We start from the raw sequence: 22,268 nt of genomic DNA, 5'->3' as shown, positions 1-22,268 counted from the left end.
TCAATATAAATTAATGTTAAAAAATATCACTTTAAGGCAAAATATAACATTGCCCTAAAGTGATATTTTAATGTTATTAGTCTTTTTTACTTCTGATTGAGCGAAGCATTAGCATGATAAAGTATGCTATCATACCGAATAAAATAGTAATACATAATGCATGTATTAAAGCAATAAATAGATTAACATGTGTCATTACAGATAGTGCCCCTGTAATCACTTGAATGATAATTAATATAAATGCAGTCGTATAACCATATCTAATTGTACGATTTTCAGAGTAATTCTTAACAGCATGGATAAATGTAATCATAATCCATATGAATGTAATAAATGCCATACCACGGTGGGCAAATTGAACCCAATCTTGTTCAGTATGAGGCACAATATCATTAAATGGTAATGGCCAACCGCCATAGGCTAAACTAGCTTTAGCATGTCGTACTAATGCACCAGTATAGATTGTTAAATATACAACACCAGTCATAATCCAAGTTAGCGTTCTTAAAGGCTTTCTTATAAATAGTTCATCAGCTTCATATTTTTTATCTACATCGAAAATGATAAGCATCAATACAAATACAGAAGAGAAACTGATTAATGAAATACCAAAATGAAGCGCTAAAACATATGAGTTTTGTTGCCAAATAACAGCTGCTGCACCTATCAGTGCTTGAACCAATAAAAATGCAATACTAATAATTGCAAGTGGTTTAACTTCTTTGATATACCCGATATTTTTCCAAGCAGTAATAGCTAGCCAAAGTACTACGATTAAAGATATGCCAGACACAGCACGATGACTTAATTCTATAATTGTTGCTATCGGTAAATTCTGTGGTAATAAAGCACCGTGACATAATGGCCAAGAAGCGCCGCAACCGTCTTCTGAGCCTGTCTTAGTAACTAGCGCACCACCAAGTTGAACCAATGCCATAATAATAGTCGCTAATACTGATAACCATTTAAGGTTTCGTTTGTTAAACAATGTTAAACACCCCATCATTAATTAAGAGTCACATTTAACTATCAAAAGTTAAAGGCAATATTTAGCTCTCAATTAATGTCTATATTTTTAAAGAATTAATATTATTAAAACAAGTATACAACATTACAAAGAAACAAAAAATTAGTGAACAAGAATGTCGCTAAAGTGTCACAATTAAATTTGATATAAACTAGTCAATTACAAATAATTGCTATATCATAGTATTATATGGAAAAAATAAGGAGGGGGATCATGAGCAAAGAACAAATAATGTCACAACAATCAAGCCGTGTATCTTTCAAAGAATTGCAACAAATTATTAAGATGGGCTTGGTTCAAGGTAACTTAATCCCTGCATTTGCAGGTGCTTGGTTAGCTGTTGTGATGACAAATCATTCCTTCCTATCGTCAATACCTCAAATTCTATTAATGTTGATTGGTTCAACATTAATTATGGGTGGCGCTTGCGCATTAAATAATTACTATGACCAAGATATAGATAGTATTATGCCAAGTAAGCAAAATAGACCGACAGTTAATGATAGAATTTCAGATAAAAATTTATTGTTTTTAAGTTTCGGTATGATGTTAGTAGGAGAGGCTTGCTTATTCTTATTAAATATACCATCAGGAGTATTAGGACTTATTGGCATTGTGGGTTATGTGTCTTATTATTCTATTTGGTCTAAAAGACATACAACTTGGAATACAGTAGTTGGAAGTTTTCCAGGCGCCGTACCACCATTAATTGGATGGGTTGCTATAGACGGTAATATAAGTCTTGTAGCTTTTGCATTATTTTTAGTTGTCTTTTGTTGGCAACCAATTCATTTTTATGCTTTAGCTATTAAGCGTAGTGACGAATATTCATTAGCTAATATTCCTATGTTACCATCTGTAAAAGGATTTAAACGTACACGTGTTAGCATGTTTATTTGGTTAGTATTTTTACTTCCATTACCATTCTTATTATCAAGTCTAGGTACTACATTTGTAGTATTAGCAACTTTGTTAAATCTAGGATGGATGTATGTAGGTCTAACATCATTTAAGAAAAATACTGATCAAACTAAATGGGCAACTAAAATGTTTATATACTCACTAAATTACTTAGTCGTATTTTTTGTTTTAGTAGTTGTCATTTCTCTAATAAAAATGATTTAAAATATAAAAAATAAACAAGGATGAAACTTATGAATTTACCAATTCTACCAACGATTAGTACAAGTTGTATTGTAATTAGTGCTATCTTTGTGGCAATTGGCTGGTGGCAAATTTGGCATCGCCGTATTGATAAGCACAAGAAAACAATGCTATGGGCAGCAGTTTTTGCATTAACATTCTTTATTATCTATGCAACTAGAACAATATTTTTAGGTAATACAGATTTTGGGGGACCAGATTCAGTAAGAACTTATTATAAAATCTTTTTAATTTTCCACATAAACCTTGCCACAATTGGTGGGATTTTAGGTTTAGTACAAATTATTACTGCATATAAAGATAAATTTAAATGGCACAGAAAAGCAGGTCCAGTTGCTTCGGTAATTTGGTTCTTTACTGCAATTACTGGTGTTGCAGTTTACTTACTTTTATATGTATTTTATCCAGGTGGGGAGACAACTTCTTTAATTAAAGCCACTTTAGGTTTATAAATGAATCATTAAAAGTAAAAATTAAATATTTTTGAATGGCTTTGAAGGAGCTCTGACATTAAGTCTTTGAACGAGTGGAAAGACAATTTCTATTGAAATAATATAGAAATTGTCTTTTTTATAATCATTTTGTTTTTATACAGTTCATTGAGCTGTTTTTTTATATTAAGTTCATTAAAATAAAGTATTTTAGCGAGAATTTTGGTGTTAATTATATTGAATATAAGTGCAACTGCACTTACATAAAGTGTTCTAAGATAGGTTACGAGGTGTAGTTGTGAAGAACTCCTAGGGTAGCAGTATTTTCAATGAGAGCCTGGGACATAAATAATATGATGATGCTATTTTGCAAATTCGCAGTAGCTGACTGAACTGAAAAGGCGCTTAAATCAAGCTTTTTCCAGTTCTAGTCATCCTTGCGGGCGGGGCCCCAACAAAGAGATTTTCAACATGAAAATCTACAAGTAAAGCAAGCTGGAGTTGAGGAACTTAAGTGTTTACACACTTAAGTAAGTAGTTCTAATGATTAAAATCAAAGAACTACTTTACAAGATTGCGGCTCGACCCAGCCCCTAGGCAAGTATCTCAACTTAAGTGAGTGATTATCTATCAAAGAACGCCTTTAAAGGACTACTGATTGAAGTTTTCCCCTTATTCAAAAATTTACAAACGAACTTAAAGTATAGATGTCTTGATTGTTAAAATGGTTATTTTGTACAATAGATATAATTCTTATTAGGTGGGTGAAAGATGGCAAAATTAATTATTAAGGTTTTAGGTGTGATTTTTCTTATCATATTTCTTATATATTTATTTTACTCACCACGATTAAAATTCGATGTGTTAGAAAATCCTAATAAATCAACTACTACAAATCATACACAACAAACACCACGTACACACAATAATACAGAGAACCCAGCACCCAAAAAAGGTGTAGGAACATGGATTGGTAAAGATGTAAGCTATCTAACGAAAAGATTTGGACAAGCAAGTCGTACTTATCCTTTTAAAGGGCATTATATGAATTACATATTTAAAAAAGATAATCAATATTATATTGTATCGACAAAGCATCAAAAAATTAAAGCTGTATATGCTACTGGTCGAAATGCACAAATCTCTCCATTAAAAATTAATGAAAGTGCATCGCATATTTTCGAAAATACAAGCATTAATCCCGATCCTTCAATAAAAGTAAATGGACATAGTTATAACTTTGAATTATCAGATGAAGATATTAAAACTCAAACTTTAATAAAATATGGAAATATATATGCACAAGTTTATGTAGACCAACAATCTAATCAAATTATGGGTATACGTTATTTAGATAAAGAAGCACTTGCATTTTTAAAACCGTATCAATTAGCAGATGAATCAAATGATGAAAACAATAATGATAATTCATCTTTTGAAAAGAATAAAAAAGATACATTACCTTATGAACAAAATCCTAACCAACTTATGACATTATATGAAATTACAAATGAAATGCGTAAATTAAAAAATGTGAAACCGTTAAAAGTGAATTCAAATATTGCGCACATCGCTTCAGTCAACTTATATGAAGCAACTGGAACAGATGATGTTGAATTTACTGAGGACGCACTTAAAAGTCAATTAAGCAATGAAAATATCACCTTCAAGTCTACAAGCCAAAACGTTGGTTATGACTTTGATGATGTACCGACGCTCATTCATAGTTGGATGAATTCTGATATGCACCGTTCTCGTATGTTAAATAATAAATATGAAGAAATGGGTGGAGAGGTAATGAGAAATTATTATTCACTTATTTTCTTAGAAAAATAATAAATAGAAAGGAGAATAATTAAATGTATACTGAGGAAACAATGACGATATTAGATGAAATCGAAGAATTGTCAGATATGATTGCACAATCAGAACTATATTATAAGTTCCGCCAAGCTCAAAACAAATTAAATAATGATGATGAAGCCCATTTAATGTATCAAGCCTTTATGAAATCAAAAATGACATATGATGAAGTCATGAGATTTGGTAAATATCATCCTGATTATCAAAAAGTAATGATGGAAACACGTAGACGAAAACGTGCTTATGAGATGTTACCTGTCGTTATGGATTATAAATCTAAAGAAGTAGCACTCCAAAATTTGATTGATGAAGTAATAAGTAAGATAGCTTATTCAGTTTCAGAAAATGTAAAAATTGAAGCGGGTAATCCGTTTTTTAAAACAGGACATGACGGCTGTGCTACGGGTGGTTCTTGTCATTGTAGTTTATAATATCAAAAAGGCTTTAAGATGAGTGAGTTAAATTATCATCTTAAAGCCTAATATTTTGCGTTTATAAGTTATTTAAATTGAACAAGATCTTCAATTAATATTTTTGTTATTAGTTAAAGCAGACTTAAATTGTTTGCCTAAATCTGGACGGTCAGTGACTAATGTATGAACACCTTTGTCATACAAATCAGTCATAACATCAATACTATTAATACCATAGAAACCAGGAACAATATTTAGAACATTAAGCCATTGAATAAATCGTTGTGATGTTAGTGGTATGCCTTTAAATTTAGTTGGCATTTGGAAAGTATCAGCTAAAGGATGAAATGTTTGACCAAATCCAGAATTGAATTTAATAAAGCCTTCAGCAACTTCTTGTTGGCTTGCGCCGATAGCAATTTCTCCATTACTTATCGCTCTAAAGCGGTCATTTTGTTCTTTATAAAAACTAGTAACAAGCACCCGATGTTGTGCATTATTATTAACAATTGTTTCATACATTTTTTGAGGTGCTACCGTTCCTTCATAGCTTTTAGGTGTATCTTTTAAATCCACATTAATATACATATCTGGATACATTTTTAAAAGTTCATCGAACGTTAAGATTTTAGCGTTTTGATGTCCACGATAAGGATGACTACCATTAATGTCACTAAAGTGATAGCCGGCATCTAAATGTTTTAATTCAGCAACTGTATAATCACATACGAGCCCTGAACCATTTGTAGTACGATCTACCGTAGCATCATGAAAGACGACTAATTGCTCATCTTTCGTTAATCTGACATCCGTTTCAAAGCCATCTAGTTCATGAATGACTGCATTATCAAATGCCAATTGTGTTTGCTCAGGTCTAACTGCCATACCACCTCTATGCGCAAAGATATAAGGCGCTTGACCATCAAAGAATTTTGGTAATTTTTTAATATCATTATCTTTGTTTTTATTTCTCTTATTTATGAAAAAAAGGCTACCTAATAAACCCAAGCTAGCTAAACTTAAATTGAAAGCCCATTTTTTGTTATTTGTCATTAGACAATACCTCCTCAAGGTTATTGTACTAAGCGTACCAAAATTTCAACGTTGGCAAAAGAAAAGTGACGTTAAAATGAATATGAGTTTGTAAAAGTTAAAAACGATGTATGTAGCACCTTTATAACTAGCAATTTTAAATATTTTATAAAATTCGTTGTCATGGTATAGTTATTATGCATAAAAAAACGGAGTGAGAAAGATATGGAGTTAGTTCAAAGAGTAAGTTTGATTGTTTATTTAAAACATATTAAACATGAACGACAAATACGTAAGTATGGTCACATTGTATATACAAATAAACAACGTAAATATGTTGTTTTATATATAAATGAGTTAGAAGCCGATACAATTATTCATAAACTAATGAAGTTAAAATACGTCATTGATATTGATGGATCACCTTATAAGTATTTGAAAAAAACATATGAAAAAGAAAAGCACGAAGTTATGTAATAATAATCAATGGATAATATTTCATAACCTCATGCAGAGAACATAAGCGATTGCGTATTAACTATTCATTTACTCTTGCAATGCACGCTTATGAGAATGTGAATTACTGTAATGGTGGTATCCAATTTTGTAAGCGTAGAACACTGATTAAATATTTAAAATATTGATCATGTGAATGAAAAGCATCTGGTGGTTGAACATCTATACCTAAAATGGGAATATTGTAGCGTTGTGCTTGTGTATTAATAAGTTCGAATTTCTTATTTTTTGTAGGGTATGGATAGTTAAGTGCATTTAACATGATATACATTGCTTGAAAGTGATTTCCAGATGTAGGATTCATTATAATAGCAACTGAAGATAATTGTTTTTCAGATTGTGGTGTATGAAAATATACAATCTTATTGATTCGTGGATAATTATATTCCATTAAAGTAGTGAATTCGAACAAGTCGGTTAAACCTTCACCTAAAACGATAAATGATTGTTTCATAGTTTAATTATTCTCCTTTTTCACAACAAATTATAATAAATAACGAGATGGAATGGAAGTGTAAGTCGCAATGAGAGTGATCGCAGGAAAACATAAAAGTAAACCTTTAGAAAGTTTGGAGGGGCGTAATACACGTCCTACGATGGATAAAGTTAAAGAGGGAATCTTTAACAGTTTGCATGAAGTTCATGGGCTAGGTTTAGATTTATTTGCTGGAAGTGGTGCGTTAGGTATCGAAGCATTGTCTCGAGGCATGGACAAAGTGATATTTGTAGATCAAAATTTTAAAGCTGTCAAAGTGATTCAAGCGAATTTAAAACAACTTGATTTAATTAATCAATCTGAAGTTTATAAAAACAACGCTGATCGTGCACTGAAAGCACTCAATAAACGTGAAATTCAATTTGATTTTATCTTCTTAGATCCTCCATATAAAAAAGGATTAATTGATAAGGCTTTAGAACAAATTGATGAGTTTAATTTATTGAAAGAAAATGGTATCATCATCTGTGAGTTTAGCAATCAAGAAGATATCGACACCAAAGGATTCCAAGTGATTAAACAATATCATTATGGTCTCACTGATACTTTGTTACTAGAAAAAGGAGAGCAAAATGGCTAAAACCAAAGCAGTCATTCCAGGAAGTTTCGATCCTATAACTTATGGACACATAGATATTATTGAAAGAAGCTCAGGTCGTTTTGATGAACTTCATATTTGTGTGCTTAAAAATAGTAGTAAATCAGGTACGTTTAATATTGATGAACGTATGGAATTAATCAGAGAATCTGTTAAGCATTTACCTAATGTTGAAGTACATAACTATAACGGATTACTTGTAGATTTTTGTGATAAAATTGGCGCTCAAACTATCATACGTGGACTAAGGGCGGTTAGCGACTTTGAATACGAATTGCGATTAACTTCAATGAATAAAAAGCTTAACAATAAAGTTGAGACAATGTATATGATGACGAGTACCAATTACTCATTTATTAGTTCAAGCGTTGTAAAAGAAGTGGCACAATACAAAGCTGATATATCTGATTTTGTCCCACCTAATGTTGAAAAAGCATTAAAAGAAAAATTTAAAAAATAATAAATGAGTTTAAAATAACTTCATTCATAAAAAATGAGCCAGGATTAATCATCGTGGCTCATCTTTTTGCATTATCACAGGTGTATTAAAATCATTAGCTTCTTGACCTGATAATAAATTATAAATATGTGTAGCTTTAATTTCATTTTCGAATAAAGAAGTGGTTTTCATATTTATATTAGTAATAAATGCGCGCTCAGGATAATGAGTTTTTAAATATTTTAAATATTGTTGGCCTTTTTCGTTCATTCCTAAAATACGAACACCCTGAATTGTATCTTTGAAATCATATGTAGTGATATTTAATAAGATATTCATTAAAACGCGTTGTAAATGAGTGTATGTAAAACGTTTCGTCTTAATTAAAGTCATGAATGTTTCAAAATCTTTCGCTTGTTGAATATTAGATTTCAGACGATATTCTAACCCTTCAGACATCGTATACATTTGAGATAATTCATTTATTGAACGACTTAAAATATGATACTTGATAAAATCAAACGTTTGCTGTTTTGTAAGATGAGGCTTTTCATACAGATTTTCAATTTTTGAGGGGACTACAGATTTCCATGACGAATCGTTATTCAATAAGGCGTTACGAATTGCCGAACCACTTGCAAATGTTTCGTGCTTAATTTCTTGGTCATGGTGTGTTGTAGATTGACGTTTAATAGCCAACCCTCGAATTTCAGGAGCTATTTGATTTATTGCTTTTAAGTAGGAAATACCAAGAATGTTGTTAGGAGAACGTAATATTTCTTGATCTAAGATTGAATCATGCACTATTTTCGCGTAGCTCTTGCCTTGTTTGGTAAGTTTTTGAAAATGAGACGACTGTTCTAATGAAGTGATTTCAGTAGCTACTTTTTCAAGACGAGAAATATCATCGATTTCACTACCAAATGCAATCGTATCAATATCTAAATATTGAGCAACTTTAATCGCAAATGTAGCAAAATAATCACTCGAAGATAAACTAGCAATCGTAGGTAGTTCGACAACTAAATCAACACCGGTCAATGCCATTTTAGAACGTAAAAATTTATTATACAATGCGGGTTCACCTCGCATAACAAAGTTTCCACTCATAATGGCAATTGTCACATCGGCGTTAGACTGTATGCGAGCTTGTTGAGCATGATATAAATGCCCATTGTGAAATGGATTATACTCAGTAATCAGTCCAACACTTTTCATTTGCATTTCGTCCTTTCAGTATTCATTATTAGTATTGTAACAGAAGAAGTATGTTAAGAAAAAATCTTGACAACTTATACTTGTAAAGTTAAAATAAATTTTGTGTTTGTTAGAGGTGAAGCCATATGAAATGGTCAATAACGCAATTAAGAAAATATCAAGTTAAGCCATTTGAATTTAATCAAACGGCAAATTTTGAACATTTAATAGAACCCTTAGGTTTGATTGATTTATCAGAAATTCATGTTGAAGGTGAATTAACCGTCAAATCAAGCGAAGTTATCGCAGATATACATGTTACTGGAACATATACGATGCCCTGTGCACGTACATTAGTACCTGTAGATGTTCCTCTAGACATTCGTTCATCTGAGGTGTTTGATTTAGAAGGTTATGATAACTATGCCGATGAAGAAGTAGATGAAGATGAGCATTATCATCTCGCTACGGATGGTATGATTAATATCCGAGACATTGCTGAAGAATTGGTTATTATTGAAAAGCCGATGCGTGCATTTTCTGAGAATAGCGATCAAATGCTTACAGAAGGTAACGGTTGGGAAGTTATTGACGAAGATCAAATGATCGAACTTGAAAAAGAAAAAGACAATGATGATTCCCAAACGCAACAAGTTGATCCTAGGCTTCAAAAATTACAACAATTATACGATAAAGAGCAATAGCAGGTTGTTTAAAATTATAGTATAATGATTGAATGACCTAACACTATAAGATATGTGTTTAATTTTAAGGAGGATATATCATGGCAGTACCAAAAAGAAGAACGTCTAAAACAAGAAAAAACAAACGTCGTACGCACTTCAAAATTTCAGTACCTGGTATGACTGAATGCCCAAGTTGTGGCGAATACAAATTATCTCACCGCGTATGTAAAAACTGTGGTTCTTACAATGGTGAAGAAGTCGTTTCTAAATAATCGACGAGTTGTACTTAAAGAAGCATGGAACAATATTATTTGTTCTATGCTCTTTTTTTATTATATTTTAAGATGATTCATAGAAATTATGCCAACCCAACATAGATTAATTAGTGTCTATATTAAAATTAGAGATAGTAGATTCTTCCTAATCATTTAGGTTATGTTAATATGAATTTGTAAATAGTACGTATTATAACACTTAATTAATGGAGAGATATATGGAACAAATTACATCTGCTCAAAATAGTAAAATCAAAAACGCAAATAAGCTAAAGAAGAAACGTGATCGAGATAAAACAGGCCAAGCACTTATAGAAGGTATACATCTAATTGAAGAAGCGTACCAAAGTGGAATTACGATTAACCAATTATTTGTAATCGAGCCAGATAGAACAGATGGTGCACTTATCGATTATGCACAAGAAACATTTGAAATTAATATGAAAGTTGCAGAGTCATTGTCTGGGACAATGACTCCTCAAGGATTTTTTGCAGTAATTGAAAAACCTGAATACGATGTTACTCAGGCAAAGCAAGTGTTATTAATTGACCGAATTCAAGATCCTGGTAATTTGGGAACATTAATTCGAACTGCTGATGCAGCAGGTCTTGACCTAATAGTTATGGAAAAAGGAACTGCCGATCCATATCAAGATAAAGTTTTACGTGCGAGTCAAGGTAGTGTATTTCATATACCAGTTGTAACAAGGGATTTAAAAACATTTATGTTGGATTTTAATGGCCCTGTATATGGTACGGCGCTTGTAAATGCAAAACCATATAGAAATATTGAATCTCAAGATACTTTCGCCTTATTATTAGGAAATGAAGGTGAGGGGGTTAGCAAAGATTTATTAAACGAGACATCACAAAACTTAACTATCCCGATCTATGGTAAAGCAGAAAGTTTAAATGTTGCTATTGCTGGTAGTATTTTACTTTACCATTTGAAAGGTTGACCCTTTGAATTAAAATCGGCTATACTTAGATGTACACAATGAATAAGACAAATGAACCAACTTATAAAAAAATGAACAACAACCTATAAAAAGACCTTAATTAATAATATGAATTGCTCAGGGAGAGTAAACGTGACTGCAATTTACTCCAATTCTAATTAGTTTCTTTCATCTTTTTGGTTACTTAAAGAAATTTAAGTCGGAGTACGTCTTCGTTAACAACGTAAACAAGTGTATGCTTAGGCATAAATTTGGGTGGTACCACGGAAAGACTTTCGTCCCAGTTACAGGGAGGAAAGTCTTTTTTTATGAAGAAATTAGTATAAATAAATATTGAACATAACATGAGAGGTGTAAGTCAATGACTCAAAACGATTCAATGGCAGAATTAAAACAACAAGCACTTGTTGATATTAATGAAGCTCAAAATGAACGCGAATTACAAGATGTTAAAGTTAAATACTTAGGTAAAAAAGGTTCAGTAAGTGGCTTAATGAAAAATATGAAAGATTTACCTAATGAAGAAAAACCAGCTTATGGTCAAAAAGTAAATGAACTACGTCAAACCATTCAAAATGAATTAGACGAAAAGCAAGAATTGCTAAAAAATGAAAAATTAAACCAACAATTAGCTGAAGAGACAATTGATGTGACACTACCAAGTCGTCAAATCAGTATTGGTTCTAAACACCCTTTAACAAGAACAGTAGAAGAAATTGAAGACTTATTCTTAGGATTAGGTTATGAAATTGTTGATGGTTATGAAGTCGAGCAAGACTACTATAACTTTGAAGCATTAAATTTACCTAAATCTCATCCAGCACGAGATATGCAAGATAGTTTTTATATTACTGATGAAATATTGATGCGTACGCATACGTCTCCCGTTCAAGCACGTACAATGGAAAAACGTAATGGGCAAGGACCTGTAAAAATAATTTGTCCTGGTAAAGTTTATCGTCGTGATTCAGATGATGCGACACATAGTCATCAATTTACACAAATTGAAGGCTTAGTGGTCGATAAAAATATTAAAATGAGTGACCTAAAAGGAACATTAGAATTAGTTGCGAAAAAATTATTCGGTGCTGATCGTGAAATTCGTTTACGTCCAAGTTACTTCCCATTCACTGAGCCTTCTGTAGAAGTAGACGTATCTTGTTTCAAATGTAAAGGTAAAGGATGTAACGTATGTAAACACACAGGATGGATTGAAATTTTAGGTGCGGGTATGGTGCATCCAAATGTACTTGAAATGGCTGGTTTCGATTCAAATGAATATTCTGGTTTCGCATTTGGTATGGGTCCTGACCGTATCGCGATGTTGAAATATGGTATTGAAGATATACGTCATTTTTATACCAATGATGTTCGATTCCTTGAGCAATTTAAAGCTGTTGAAGATAGAGGTGAAGCATAATGTTGATTTCTAATGAATGGTTAAAAGATTACGTTAATGCTGGTGTTTCAGTAGAAGACTTAGCAGAACGTATTACGCGCACAGGCATTGAAGTGGATGACATTATTGATTACACGAAAGACATTAAAAATTTAGTAGTCGGTTATGTTCAATCTAAAGAGAAACATCCTGATGCTGATAAATTAAATATTTGCCAAGTAGATATTGGCGAAGAAGAAGCAGTTCAAATCGTTTGTGGTGCACCCAATGTAGATGCTGGCCAACATGTGATTGTTGCAAAAGTTGGAGGTCGTTTGCCAGGAGGCATTAAAATTAAACGTGCTAAACTACGTGGTGAACGTTCTGAAGGTATGATTTGTTCACTTCAAGAAATAGGTATTTCAAGTAATGTCGTACCTAAAGCATATGAGAATGGGATTTTTGTTTTTCCTACAGAAATTAAACCAGGAACAGATGCTTTAACAGCGTTGTATTTAAATGATCAAGTAATGGAATTTGATTTAACACCGAATCGCGCGGACGCATTAAGTATGGTTGGGACTGCGTATGAAGTAGCTGCATTATATCAAACTGAAATGACGAAACCAGCTACTCAAAGTAACGAAACTTCAGAATCTGCAACAAATGAATTATCAGTAACTATTGATAATCCTGAAAAGGTTCCATATTACAGTGCACGTGTTGTTAAAAACGTAACAATTGCACCATCTCCAATTTGGATGCAAGCACGTTTAATTAAAGCAGGTATTCGTCCAATTAATAATGTTGTTGATATTTCAAACTATGTATTATTAGAATACGGACAACCATTACACATGTTCGATCAAGACCATATTGGTTCAAAAGACATTGTCGTACGTCAAGCTAATGATAAAGAAACGATGACGACACTAGATAATACTGAACGCACATTAGTGGACACTGATATCGTTATTTCAAATGGTCAAGAACCTATCGCATTAGCAGGTGTAATGGGCGGAGACTTTTCAGAAGTAACTGAACAAACTACTAACGTAGTAATTGAAGGTGCAATATTCGATCCTGTATCAATTCGTCACACATCACGTCGTTTAAACTTACGTAGTGAAGCTTCTAGTCGTTTCGAAAAGGGTATCGCCACTGAATTCGTTGATGAAGCGGTAGACAGAGCATGTTACTTACTACAAACTTATGCTTCTGGTGAAGTGTTACAAGATAGAGTAAGTGCCGGAGATTTAGGTTCATTAGTGACACCAATTGATATTACTGCTGAAAAAGTAAATCAAACAATTGGTTTTGAGTTAACTAGTGATGAAATTAAAGCTATCTTTGAACAATTAGGTTTTGAAACGCAACAAGATGGTGAAACATTAACGGTGAATGTACCATCACGTCGTAAAGATATTACGATTAAAGAAGACTTAATTGAAGAAGTCGCACGAATTTATGGCTATGACGAAATACCTTCTTCGTTACCAATTTTCGGAGAAGTAACAAGTGGAGAATTAACAGACCGTCAACATAAAACACGTACGGTTAAAGAAACACTTGAAGGTGCTGGATTAAATCAAGCCATCACTTATTCGTTAGTGTCAAAAGATCATGCGAAAGACTTTGCATTACAAGAGCGCCCAACAATCAGTTTATTAATGCCAATGAGTGAAGCACATGCTACATTACGTCAAAGCTTATTACCTCATTTAATTGAAGCAACTGCGTATAATGTCGCACGTAAAAATAAAGATGTGAGATTATATGAAGTTGGTCGAGTATTCTTTGGTAATGGTGAAGACGAACTTCCAGATGAAGTAGAATACTTAAGTGGTATTTTAACTGGCGAATATGTAGTGAATACTTGGCAAGGTAAAAAAGAAGAAATTGATTTCTTTATCGCCAAAGGTGTTGTAGACCGAGTAGCTGAAAAATTAAACTTAGAATTTAGTTACAAAGCCGGAGAAATTAAAGGTTTACACCCAGGACGAACAGCGATTATTTCATTAGAAGGCAAAGAAATTGGCTTTATTGGTGAATTACATCCTCAAGTTGCTGCAGATAATGATTTAAAACGTACGTATGTGTTCGAATTGAATTATGATGCAATGATGGAAGTAGCAGTGGGATATATTAATTATGCACCAATTCCTAGATTCCCTGGCGTTACACGTGATATTGCTTTAGAAGTTAATCATGAAGTGCCATCATCAGAATTGAAACAAACGATTCATAATAATGGTGAGGATATCTTACAAAGTACATTAGTATTTGATGTTTATGAAGGTGAACATTTAGAAGAAGGCAAAAAATCCGTAGCAATTCGATTAAACTATTTAGATACTGAAGATACTTTGACGGATGAACGCGTATCCAAAGTTCATGATAAGATTTTAGCAGCATTACAAGCACAAGGTGCTACAATTAGATAATAGTGTAACAGGCTAAGACATCAATTCAAAAATAATGGCACTAAGTTGATTAATAAAATAATCATCTTAGTGCTTTTTTTATACTCAATACTTCGTATTGTATGGCTACGCTTTCCGAGGGTACAGTTTCAGCCAGAAATACTACACAGATAAATCTGTGAGTATTTCTAAGGTCTTCAACTAGTACTGTTCCCTCAGGAGTCTTGCCATAAATACTACGTATTCATATGTGATTTTACATTAAAATCCTCTGAAGAAAAAAAGCCCTTCCTTAAATTTATTACTAAACTAATTAACAAGGGGACATATATAGTTTATAACATGTCTCAACTTTCACTACCAATGGAAACTTCAATTCTTATTAGTGCTTTTTCTAGTCTATACTTCGTATTGTATTGCTACGCTTTCCGAGGGTACAGTTTCAGCCAGAAATACTACACAGATAAATCTGTAAGTATTTCTAAGGTCTTCAACTAGTACTGTTCCCTCAGGAGTCTTGCCATAAATACTACGTATTTAAATGTAATTTTACTTTAAAATACTCTGAAGAAAAAAGGCCTTTCGTATAATTAGATAAATATTATTGGGGGAGTTACATCATTTAATCTTAAAATGATGAAAATTATAATTGGGAAAATTCAAAAGCTCAAATCAATCAAAAATTTTTTGAACCAGAAACAAAAGAGAGCTACAAATAAAAAAATGGACGTGGAACTAGTTTTTGAATTTATGATGGCTATTTTGGGTTTCACTCGAATGTCAGCTTGGTGGATGAATAAAGGTAGAAGAGAAATAGGATTTGTATTAAGGGCACTAAATATAAGAAAAGTAGTAGTTCAACGAACTGAAAATAATAATGAAAGAGCCTGGGACATAAATAATATGATGATGCTATTTTGCAAATTCGCAGTAGCTGACTGAACTGAAAAGGCGCTTAAATCAAGCTTTTTCCAGTTCTAGTCATCTTTGCGGGCGGGGCCCCAACAAAGAGAATTTCACTAAGAAATTCTACAAGCAAAGCAAGTTGGGAGTGGGACAACGAATTTAAAAAGAATACTATCCCACTCCCTTTTTAATTTATTCAAGAACTTTATGTCATGGGCACAAATATTTTATTTATACTTTTTAGTTACTAAGTTTTGAGCTTTTTCTCGATTTTTAAAATGCTTTTTTGAAATATTATCTAGCGTTTCTATGCCATATTTTTCAATGATTTTCGCGGCAGTTAAATCTACTTTATTGCTGGCACCTTTAGGGACATCTTGTTTCATTTTATGAGATATATGATCCATATGTTTAACAAAAGCATATCTAGAAATAATGCTTGCTGCAGCAATAGCTAGTGATTTCGACTCGCCTTTAGTTTCGAATTTTGTTTTATCAGCGAATGGAAGTTCACTTAGAGCATAACGCTGATAAACACCACGTACAGCAAATTGATCGATAACAATATAATTTAAATCAGCAGTATTAATTTTTTGAGTCACATTTTTAATAGCTTCGTTATGAAGTACAGCTTTCATTTTAACTTGTGACCAACCGATGGATTGTCTATCGTTATATTTTGGATTATCAAGTGTTAGCAATGAATGCGGTATAAACGTTATTAACTGTTCTGCTAGTTCAATGATTTTTGTATCTGTTAATTTTTTTGAGTCATCGACACCTAATGTCTTCAGAATTTGAACATTTTCTTTAGATACGTATGCAGCACACACCGTTAAAGGTCCAAAATAATCACCACTGCCTGCTTCATCACTACCTATACAATTATAGTGATTATATGCAATGGTAGAGGTAGTATCTTTATGGGAAGATGTACTTTTTGAAGTAGTGCTACTATGTTGTGGCAATAATTGTTCTGCCACTATCTCAGCATTTTTACCCTGAAACAGTACTTTTCCAGAATGATAAATATTGATTACTGCTTGATTGTATTTTGCACGTGCTTTCATACCATTGGGTAATTGTGATGTATCGAAGTTTATTTTTTGCATTAATTGTTGTATTTCTAAATTGGATAACTTGTGAACGACATTTGCCATTGCCTTCGTGGACCTCACTTTTCAAAAATCTATTAAAACATATTTAAGCATAACATAATTGATTAATAACAACAGTGAAATTAATTAATGCATATTACTAAAACATTTAAAAGTGTTATGAATAGCTACTTACAAATTTAAGTATCCTAATGTATAATATATTGTGATATTCTACTATATAAAATAGATATAATTTGCATTTAATTTTTACAACATTTCTAACTAATTTATGTTAAATGCGCTATCATTATATGCTAAAAGAATAAAAACAATGTCAGGAGTTAGTGCTATGGGAGAATTTAAAAATCGAATTAATGTAACAATTAACGATCAGAATTATACAATAATCGGTGAAGAAAGCCCGGAGCATATTCGTTATGTAGCACATTTAGTGGATGAAAAGTTATTAGAGTTAGGACGAAAATCCACTGGATTAGATACAACTAGAAAGTCAATTTTAACAGCGGTTAACATTATGCATGAAAAAGTGAAATTGGAAGAAGAAAATCGAAAATTATTACAAGAAATTAAACAACTTCAACAAAGAGAAGAATAGATGATTATAGATTTTATCATTTTATTCATAATGTTTTATTATTTAATCATTGGTTTTAGAAGGGGCGCATGGTTAAATAGTTTGCATTTACTTGCATCGGTAGTAGCGTTAATAGTGGCCCATCATTTCTACCGTGCTCTTTCTAAGCAACTAGTTGTATTTTTACCGTATCCTAAGACTGTCGCATTTGATACGCAATTTGCTTTTCATTTTAATGACTTACAACAACGATTTGATACGATTATAGCTTTCATTACTATCGCTATAGTTAGTAAGTTGCTTTTATATCTTATTATTGTCACTTTTGATAATATAGTGACGTATCAAAATATTAAGCGATTAAGTAGAATTTTTGGTTGTATGTTAAGTATTATAATGGCTGTAATAGTGATTCAATTGCTACTTTATGTCTTGTCAATTTATCCCGTTGATTGGATACAAACAAGTTTAAAGCATTCTTATTTAGGTAGCGTTATTTTATTTAACACACCTTTTTTCTCGTCTTACATTTTAAATTTATAAAACAAAACTGATATAAGGTCAGGACAAGGCTACTTTGTTAAATGTCCTGGTCTTCTTTTTATGGGGTGAGCATAATGACTAAAAAAGATGTTATTCAATTATTAGAAAAAATAGCAACATATATGGAATTAAATGGAGAAAATACATTTAAAGTATCTGCCTATCGAAAAGCAGCTCAGAGTTTAGAAATAGATGAACGACCTTTAGATGAAATTGAAGATGTGACTGAATTAAAAGGTATAGGTAAAGGTGTCGGCGAGGTTATTAATGAATACCGTTCAACAGGCACGTCAACTTATTTAGAAGAATTGCAACAACTTGTGCCTTCAGGTTTAATTCCTTTAATGAAAATACAAGGATTAGGTAGTAAAAAGATTGCTAAATTATATAAAGCACTTAACATCACTGATAAAGAAAGTTTACAATCTGCATGTGAAGCAGGTAAAGTGAGCGAATTAAGTGGATTTGCCAAAAAAACTGAACAAAATATTTTAGAAGCGGTTAAAGCATTAGGTGCAAAAAAAGACCGTTATCCGATTGACTTAATGCGAGGTTTGAATAAAACAATCGTTGACTATCTAGAAACATTGGAAGCGATTGACAAGTATTCAGAAGCAGGTAGTTTCCGTCGATATAAAGAAATGAGTAAAGACTTAGATTATATTATTAGTACAAATGAACCTGAGAAAGTACAACAACAGCTACTCGATATCCCTAACAAAGTGAAAGATGTTGCGGTAGGTCAAACTAAAGTATCTTTAGAATTAACATACGATGATGAAACCATTGGTGTTGATTTTCGTCTTATAGAACCAGCCGCTTTTTATCATACATTACAACATTTTACAGGTTCTAAAGAACATAACATACGTATTAGACAATTAGCTAAAGCGCAAAATGAAAAGGTCAGCGAGTATGGCATTGAACAACAAGATGGAACGCTTTTACAATTTCAAAGTGAGGCAGAAATTTATCAACACTTTGGTAGTGAATGGATTGCACCTGCAATGCGTGAAGATGGTAGTGAATTTGATAAAAACTTAAATAATATTATTACTTTAAATGATATGAATGGTGATATTCATATGCATACCACATACAGTGATGGTGCTTTCTCAATAAGAGATATGATTGAAGCAAATATTCAAAAAGGCTATGAATTTATGGTTATCACAGACCATTCTCAAAGTTTAAAAGTAGCCAATGGTTTACAAGTAGAACGTTTGTTACGTCAAAATGAAGAAATTAAAAAGCTAAACGAGGAATATAACGAAATAGATATCTATTCGGGAACAGAAATGGATATTCTTCCTGATGGCTCACTCGATTATGATGACGATGTATTAGCACAACTAGATTACGTGATTGCCGCAATTCACCAAAGTTTCAATCAATCAGAAGAAGAGATAATGAAACGTTTAGAGAATGCGTGTCGTAATCCATATGTAAGACACATCGCTCACCCAACAGGACGTATTATTGGACGACGTGATGGTTATAAACCTAATATAGAACAATTAATGTCATTAGCTGAAGAAACCAATACGATCATGGAAATTAATGCGAATCCTAAACGCTTAGACTTAAATGCAGAAACTGTTCGAAAATATCCTAACGTTAAATTAACCATTAATACAGACGCGCATCATGTGGATCATCTTAACTTTATGAAATATGGTGTGGCTACAGCTCAAAAGGGCTTTGTTACTAAAGATAGAGTCATTAATACGATGTCTCGAGAAGCGTTTAAAGACTTAATCGAAAACAATATTAAATTGAAGAAATAGAGGGATTGTATGAGACAAAAAACATTAGACGTCTTAGAATTTGATAAAATTAAATCATTTATTGCTTCTGAGACTATTAGCGACTTAGGACGTGAAAAAGTGTCTAACATGTCTCCGGCAACTGATTTTGAAACAGTTGAATTTCAAATGAATGAGACAGATGAAATCTCACAAATTTATAATAAACATCGCTTACCAAGCTTAAGTGGTTTAGCCAAAGTGTCTCCACATATTCATCGTGCCACAATTGGTGGGGTATTAAACGTTACCGAATTGAATTTAATTAAACGTTTAATTCAAGTTCAAAATCAATTTAAGACATTTTATAATCAATTACTTGAAGAAGATGAAGGTGTAGTTAAATACCCTATCTTGAATGATAAGATGAACCAATTGCCAGTACTGTCAGACCTTTTCCAAGAAATAAATGAAAAATGTGATACACACGATTTATATGATAGTGCTAGCTATGAATTACAAGGTATCAGAAGTAAAATTTCTAGTACAAATCAACGTATACGTCAAAATTTAGACCGTATCGTTAAGAGTCAGGCAAATCAAAAGAAATTATCCGATGCCATTATTACTGTTCGTAATGACCGTAATGTTATTCCTGTAAAAGCTGAATATCGTCAAGACTTTAAAGGTATTGTTCATGATCAATCTGCGTCAGGTCAAACGCTCTATATTGAGCCGTCATCGATAGTGGAAATGAACAACCAAATTAGTCGTCTACGAAATGAAGAAGCCGTAGAACGAGAACGTATATTAACAGAATTAACTGGTTTAGTAGCAGCTGATGCTGATGGTTGTCTCGTGGCAGAGTCGGTTATGGGTCATATCGATTTCTTAACTGCTAAAGCACGTTATGCACGTTCAATTAAAGGGACCAAACCTACTTTTTATAAAGAAAGAACGGTTTATTTACCTAATGCGTATCACCCACTTTTAAACAGGGATACCGTCGTAGCGAATACCATTGAATTTATTGATGATATCGAAACGGTGATTATTACTGGTCCCAACACAGGTGGTAAGACTGTAACGTTAAAGACACTTGGTTTAATCATTGTCATGGCACAATCAGGATTATTGATTCCTACTTTAGATGGTAGTCAGTTAAGCGTCTTTGAAAATGTCTATTGTGATATTGGCGATGAACAATCAATTGAACAATCTTTATCAACTTTCTCATCTCATATGAAAAATATCGTTGAAATCTTAAAAGAAACAGATAAAAATAGTTTGGTATTATTTGATGAGTTAGGTGCCGGTACAGATCCGAGCGAAGGTGCTGCTTTGGCGATGAGTATTCTGGATTATGTGCGTGATATTGGATCACTGGTTATGGCAACGACGCACTACCCTGAATTAAAAGCTTATAGTTATAACCGTGATGGTGTCATGAACGCTAGCGTTGAATTTGATGTAAACTCACTCAGCCCTACGTATAAATTATTGATGGGTGTACCAGGGCGTTCTAATGCATTCGATATTTCTAGAAAATTAGGCCTCGGTTTAAGTATCATTAATAAAGCGAAAACAATGATTGGTACGGATGAACAAGAAATTAATTCAATGATTGAATCACTTGAGAAAAACTCAAAACGTGTAGATGAACAACGTATTGAATTAGAAAGACTTTTAAGAGAAGCAAAAACCACACATGATGACTTAGAACAGCAATATGCACAATATAAAAATTATGAGAAAAAATTGATGGACGAGGCCAAAGAAAAAGCCAATCAACGTGTGAAATCTGCAACTAAAGAAGCAGATACTATATTAAAAGAATTAAGAACACTAAGAGATCAAAAAGGCGCAGATGTAAAAGAACATGAATTGATTGATAAAAAGAAACAGTTGGATGATCAATATGAGGCGAAATCAATCAAGCAAAATGTTCAAAAACAAAAATATGATGCAATTCATGCTGGCGACGAAGTTAAAGTCTTGTCATATGGTCAAAAAGGTGAAGTGTTAGAACTTGTTGGCGAAGATGAAGCTGTAGTTCAGATGGGAATTATTAAAATGAAATTGCCAATTGAAGACTTAGAAAAAACTAAAAAGCAAAAAGAAAAACCAGCTAAAATGGTCACGCGTCAAAATCGTCAAACTATTAAAACAGAACTTGATTTACGTGGTTATCGTTATGATGAAGCGATTAGTGAACTTGATCAATATATTGATCAAGCAGTCTTAAGTAACTATGAACAAGTTTATATCATCCATGGTAAAGGTACAGGTGCTTTACAAAAAGCAGTACAAAATCATCTGAAAAAACATAAGAGTGTTAATTCTTTCCGTGGTGGTATGCCAAGTGAAGGCGGTTTTGGTGTCACAGTAGCAGAATTAAAATAAATTCTTAAAGCTTCTATATTGATTTTTGGTCAATTTAGAGTACAATAGTGCCAGTGAAAATGTAGTGAAGCTTTCTTTA

At 32.5% G+C, this 22,268-nt stretch carries 22 protein-coding genes; 17 read left to right on the top strand and 5 right to left on the bottom strand.

From position 1 onward, the window contains the following. Positions 1-76 precede the first annotated feature (76 nt). Entirely contained in the window at positions 77-988 is a 912-nt protein-coding gene (locus HYI43_08635; GenBank protein ID UDI78611.1) for a heme A synthase, read from the bottom strand. A 252-nt stretch (positions 989-1,240) separates the two neighbouring features. Between HYI43_08635 and HYI43_08630 the strand changes: the two genes are divergently transcribed. The 4 genes from HYI43_08630 to HYI43_08615 all read left to right on the top strand — a co-directional run bounded on the left by HYI43_08630 (position 1,241) and on the right by HYI43_08615 (position 4,916). After that, entirely contained in the window at positions 1,241-2,152 is a 912-nt protein-coding gene (locus HYI43_08630; GenBank protein UDI78610.1) for a protoheme IX farnesyltransferase, read from the top strand. A gap of 29 nt (positions 2,153-2,181) precedes the next feature. Beyond that, the gene (locus HYI43_08625) at positions 2,182-2,643 is read left to right on the top strand and encodes a DUF420 domain-containing protein (protein UDI78609.1); all 462 of its coding nucleotides are present in this window, start codon (positions 2,182-2,184) and stop codon (positions 2,641-2,643) included. 750 nt (positions 2,644-3,393) lie between these two features. Next, positions 3,394-4,458, top strand: a complete 1,065-nt coding sequence (locus HYI43_08620; protein UDI78608.1) for an SCP-like extracellular protein — start codon at positions 3,394-3,396, stop codon at positions 4,456-4,458. A gap of 23 nt (positions 4,459-4,481) precedes the next feature. Then, positions 4,482-4,916: a YlbF family regulator gene (locus tag HYI43_08615; protein UDI78607.1), complete on the top strand. Its 435-nt coding sequence runs from the start codon at positions 4,482-4,484 to the stop codon at positions 4,914-4,916. Positions 4,917-5,006: 90 nt separating this feature from the next. On the opposite strand, the gene HYI43_08610 is transcribed toward HYI43_08615, so the two are convergent. Next, positions 5,007-5,951, bottom strand: coding sequence for a glycerophosphodiester phosphodiesterase (locus HYI43_08610; GenBank protein ID UDI78606.1), 945 nt, complete (start codon positions 5,949-5,951; stop codon positions 5,007-5,009). 204 nt (positions 5,952-6,155) lie between these two features. On the opposite strand from HYI43_08610, the gene HYI43_08605 reads away from it, so the two are divergent. Continuing rightward, a complete protein-coding gene (locus HYI43_08605; GenBank protein UDI78605.1) occupies positions 6,156-6,407 on the top strand; it encodes a DUF2129 domain-containing protein in 252 nt (83 codons plus the stop codon). 103 nt (positions 6,408-6,510) lie between these two features. Here the strand turns inward: HYI43_08605 and HYI43_08600 are convergent, their stop codons facing one another. Beyond that, a complete protein-coding gene (locus HYI43_08600; protein UDI78604.1) occupies positions 6,511-6,900 on the bottom strand; it encodes a hypothetical protein in 390 nt (129 codons plus the stop codon). A gap of 70 nt (positions 6,901-6,970) precedes the next feature. On the opposite strand from HYI43_08600, the gene rsmD reads away from it, so the two are divergent. After that, positions 6,971-7,522: a 16S rRNA (guanine(966)-N(2))-methyltransferase RsmD gene (gene rsmD / locus HYI43_08595; protein UDI78603.1), complete on the top strand. Its 552-nt coding sequence runs from the start codon at positions 6,971-6,973 to the stop codon at positions 7,520-7,522. Next, positions 7,515-8,000 carry a pantetheine-phosphate adenylyltransferase gene (coaD, locus tag HYI43_08590; protein ID UDI78602.1) on the top strand — a complete coding sequence of 162 codons (486 nt, stop codon included), beginning with the start codon at positions 7,515-7,517 and terminating at the stop codon, positions 7,998-8,000. Before rsmD ends, coaD begins: the two co-directional genes overlap by 8 nt. Positions 8,001-8,048: 48 nt before the next feature. Here the strand turns inward: coaD and HYI43_08585 are convergent, their stop codons facing one another. After that, positions 8,049-9,197, bottom strand: coding sequence for a nucleotidyltransferase (locus tag HYI43_08585; protein ID UDI78601.1), 1,149 nt, complete (start codon positions 9,195-9,197; stop codon positions 8,049-8,051). A 125-nt stretch (positions 9,198-9,322) separates the two neighbouring features. Between HYI43_08585 and HYI43_08580 the strand changes: the two genes are divergently transcribed. From HYI43_08580 to HYI43_08555, 6 genes are all read left to right on the top strand, one after another. Then, on the top strand, positions 9,323-9,880 hold the full coding sequence (locus HYI43_08580) for a DUF177 domain-containing protein (protein ID UDI78600.1): 558 nt from the start codon (positions 9,323-9,325) through the stop codon (positions 9,878-9,880). Between the two features lie 80 nt (positions 9,881-9,960). After that, entirely contained in the window at positions 9,961-10,134 is a 174-nt protein-coding gene (gene rpmF / locus HYI43_08575; protein ID UDI78599.1) for a 50S ribosomal protein L32, read from the top strand. Between the two features lie 221 nt (positions 10,135-10,355). Beyond that, a complete protein-coding gene (locus HYI43_08570; protein UDI78598.1) occupies positions 10,356-11,096 on the top strand; it encodes an RNA methyltransferase in 741 nt (246 codons plus the stop codon). A 361-nt stretch (positions 11,097-11,457) separates the two neighbouring features. Beyond that, on the top strand, positions 11,458-12,516 hold the full coding sequence (gene pheS / locus HYI43_08565) for a phenylalanine--tRNA ligase subunit alpha (GenBank protein ID UDI78597.1): 1,059 nt from the start codon (positions 11,458-11,460) through the stop codon (positions 12,514-12,516). Beyond that, complete coding sequence (locus tag HYI43_08560; GenBank protein UDI78596.1) at positions 12,516-14,918, top strand: phenylalanine--tRNA ligase subunit beta; 2,403 nt, start codon at positions 12,516-12,518, stop codon at positions 14,916-14,918. The genes pheS and HYI43_08560 overlap by 1 nt, the downstream gene beginning before the upstream one ends. A gap of 615 nt (positions 14,919-15,533) precedes the next feature. After that, positions 15,534-15,839 carry a hypothetical protein gene (locus HYI43_08555; protein UDI78595.1) on the top strand — a complete coding sequence of 102 codons (306 nt, stop codon included), beginning with the start codon at positions 15,534-15,536 and terminating at the stop codon, positions 15,837-15,839. A 191-nt stretch (positions 15,840-16,030) separates the two neighbouring features. Here HYI43_08555 and HYI43_08550 read toward each other — a convergent pair whose 3' ends face one another. Next, positions 16,031-16,963, bottom strand: coding sequence for a ribonuclease HIII (locus HYI43_08550; GenBank protein UDI78594.1), 933 nt, complete (start codon positions 16,961-16,963; stop codon positions 16,031-16,033). Between the two features lie 289 nt (positions 16,964-17,252). Here HYI43_08550 and zapA point away from each other — a divergent pair, with 289 nt between their 5' ends. The 4 genes from zapA to HYI43_08530 all read left to right on the top strand — a co-directional run bounded on the left by zapA (position 17,253) and on the right by HYI43_08530 (position 22,189). Continuing rightward, entirely contained in the window at positions 17,253-17,519 is a 267-nt protein-coding gene (zapA, locus tag HYI43_08545; GenBank protein UDI78593.1) for a cell division protein ZapA, read from the top strand. Continuing rightward, positions 17,520-18,041 (top strand): CvpA family protein, encoded by a 522-nt coding sequence (locus tag HYI43_08540; GenBank protein UDI78592.1) that lies wholly within the window; start codon positions 17,520-17,522, stop codon positions 18,039-18,041. A 74-nt stretch (positions 18,042-18,115) separates the two neighbouring features. Beyond that, positions 18,116-19,828: a DNA polymerase/3'-5' exonuclease PolX gene (gene polX / locus HYI43_08535; GenBank protein ID UDI78591.1), complete on the top strand. Its 1,713-nt coding sequence runs from the start codon at positions 18,116-18,118 to the stop codon at positions 19,826-19,828. Positions 19,829-19,837: 9 nt separating this feature from the next. Next, the gene (locus tag HYI43_08530) at positions 19,838-22,189 is read left to right on the top strand and encodes an endonuclease MutS2 (GenBank protein UDI78590.1); all 2,352 of its coding nucleotides are present in this window, start codon (positions 19,838-19,840) and stop codon (positions 22,187-22,189) included. Positions 22,190-22,268 lie beyond the last annotated feature (79 nt).

Origin of the sequence: Staphylococcus taiwanensis, from assembly GCA_020544305.1 — a bacterium.
GTDB classification, from domain to species: Bacteria; Bacillota; Bacilli; order Staphylococcales; family Staphylococcaceae; genus Staphylococcus; species Staphylococcus taiwanensis.
The sequence above is the reverse complement of the archived record's forward strand: the minus strand, read 5'-3'. Positions and strand labels throughout refer to the sequence as shown.

What these genes read in the sequence shown, in the direction of transcription:
- HYI43_08630 (UDI78610.1), top strand. Translation starts at nt 1,241, where the DNA reads ATGAGCAAAGAACAAATAATGTCACAACAATCAAGCCGTGTATCTTTC.
- HYI43_08625 (UDI78609.1), top strand. Translation starts at nt 2,182, where the DNA reads ATGAATTTACCAATTCTACCAACGATTAGTACAAGTTGTATTGTAATT.
- HYI43_08620 (UDI78608.1), top strand. Translation starts at nt 3,394, where the DNA reads ATGGCAAAATTAATTATTAAGGTTTTAGGTGTGATTTTTCTTATCATA.
- HYI43_08615 (UDI78607.1), top strand. Translation starts at nt 4,482, where the DNA reads ATGTATACTGAGGAAACAATGACGATATTAGATGAAATCGAAGAATTG.
- HYI43_08610 (UDI78606.1), bottom strand. Translation starts at nt 5,951, where the DNA reads ATGACAAATAACAAAAAATGGGCTTTCAATTTAAGTTTAGCTAGCTTG.
- HYI43_08605 (UDI78605.1), top strand. Translation starts at nt 6,156, where the DNA reads ATGGAGTTAGTTCAAAGAGTAAGTTTGATTGTTTATTTAAAACATATT.
- HYI43_08600 (UDI78604.1), bottom strand. Translation starts at nt 6,900, where the DNA reads ATGAAACAATCATTTATCGTTTTAGGTGAAGGTTTAACCGACTTGTTC.
- rsmD (UDI78603.1), top strand. Translation starts at nt 6,971, where the DNA reads ATGAGAGTGATCGCAGGAAAACATAAAAGTAAACCTTTAGAAAGTTTG.
- coaD (UDI78602.1), top strand. Translation starts at nt 7,515, where the DNA reads ATGGCTAAAACCAAAGCAGTCATTCCAGGAAGTTTCGATCCTATAACT.
- HYI43_08585 (UDI78601.1), bottom strand. Translation starts at nt 9,197, where the DNA reads ATGAAAAGTGTTGGACTGATTACTGAGTATAATCCATTTCACAATGGG.
- HYI43_08580 (UDI78600.1), top strand. Translation starts at nt 9,323, where the DNA reads ATGAAATGGTCAATAACGCAATTAAGAAAATATCAAGTTAAGCCATTT.
- rpmF (UDI78599.1), top strand. Translation starts at nt 9,961, where the DNA reads ATGGCAGTACCAAAAAGAAGAACGTCTAAAACAAGAAAAAACAAACGT.
- HYI43_08570 (UDI78598.1), top strand. Translation starts at nt 10,356, where the DNA reads ATGGAACAAATTACATCTGCTCAAAATAGTAAAATCAAAAACGCAAAT.
- pheS (UDI78597.1), top strand. Translation starts at nt 11,458, where the DNA reads ATGACTCAAAACGATTCAATGGCAGAATTAAAACAACAAGCACTTGTT.
- HYI43_08560 (UDI78596.1), top strand. Translation starts at nt 12,516, where the DNA reads ATGTTGATTTCTAATGAATGGTTAAAAGATTACGTTAATGCTGGTGTT.
- HYI43_08555 (UDI78595.1), top strand. Translation starts at nt 15,534, where the DNA reads ATGAAAATTATAATTGGGAAAATTCAAAAGCTCAAATCAATCAAAAAT.
- HYI43_08550 (UDI78594.1), bottom strand. Translation starts at nt 16,963, where the DNA reads ATGGCAAATGTCGTTCACAAGTTATCCAATTTAGAAATACAACAATTA.
- zapA (UDI78593.1), top strand. Translation starts at nt 17,253, where the DNA reads ATGGGAGAATTTAAAAATCGAATTAATGTAACAATTAACGATCAGAAT.
- HYI43_08540 (UDI78592.1), top strand. Translation starts at nt 17,520, where the DNA reads ATGATTATAGATTTTATCATTTTATTCATAATGTTTTATTATTTAATC.
- polX (UDI78591.1), top strand. Translation starts at nt 18,116, where the DNA reads ATGACTAAAAAAGATGTTATTCAATTATTAGAAAAAATAGCAACATAT.
- HYI43_08530 (UDI78590.1), top strand. Translation starts at nt 19,838, where the DNA reads ATGAGACAAAAAACATTAGACGTCTTAGAATTTGATAAAATTAAATCA.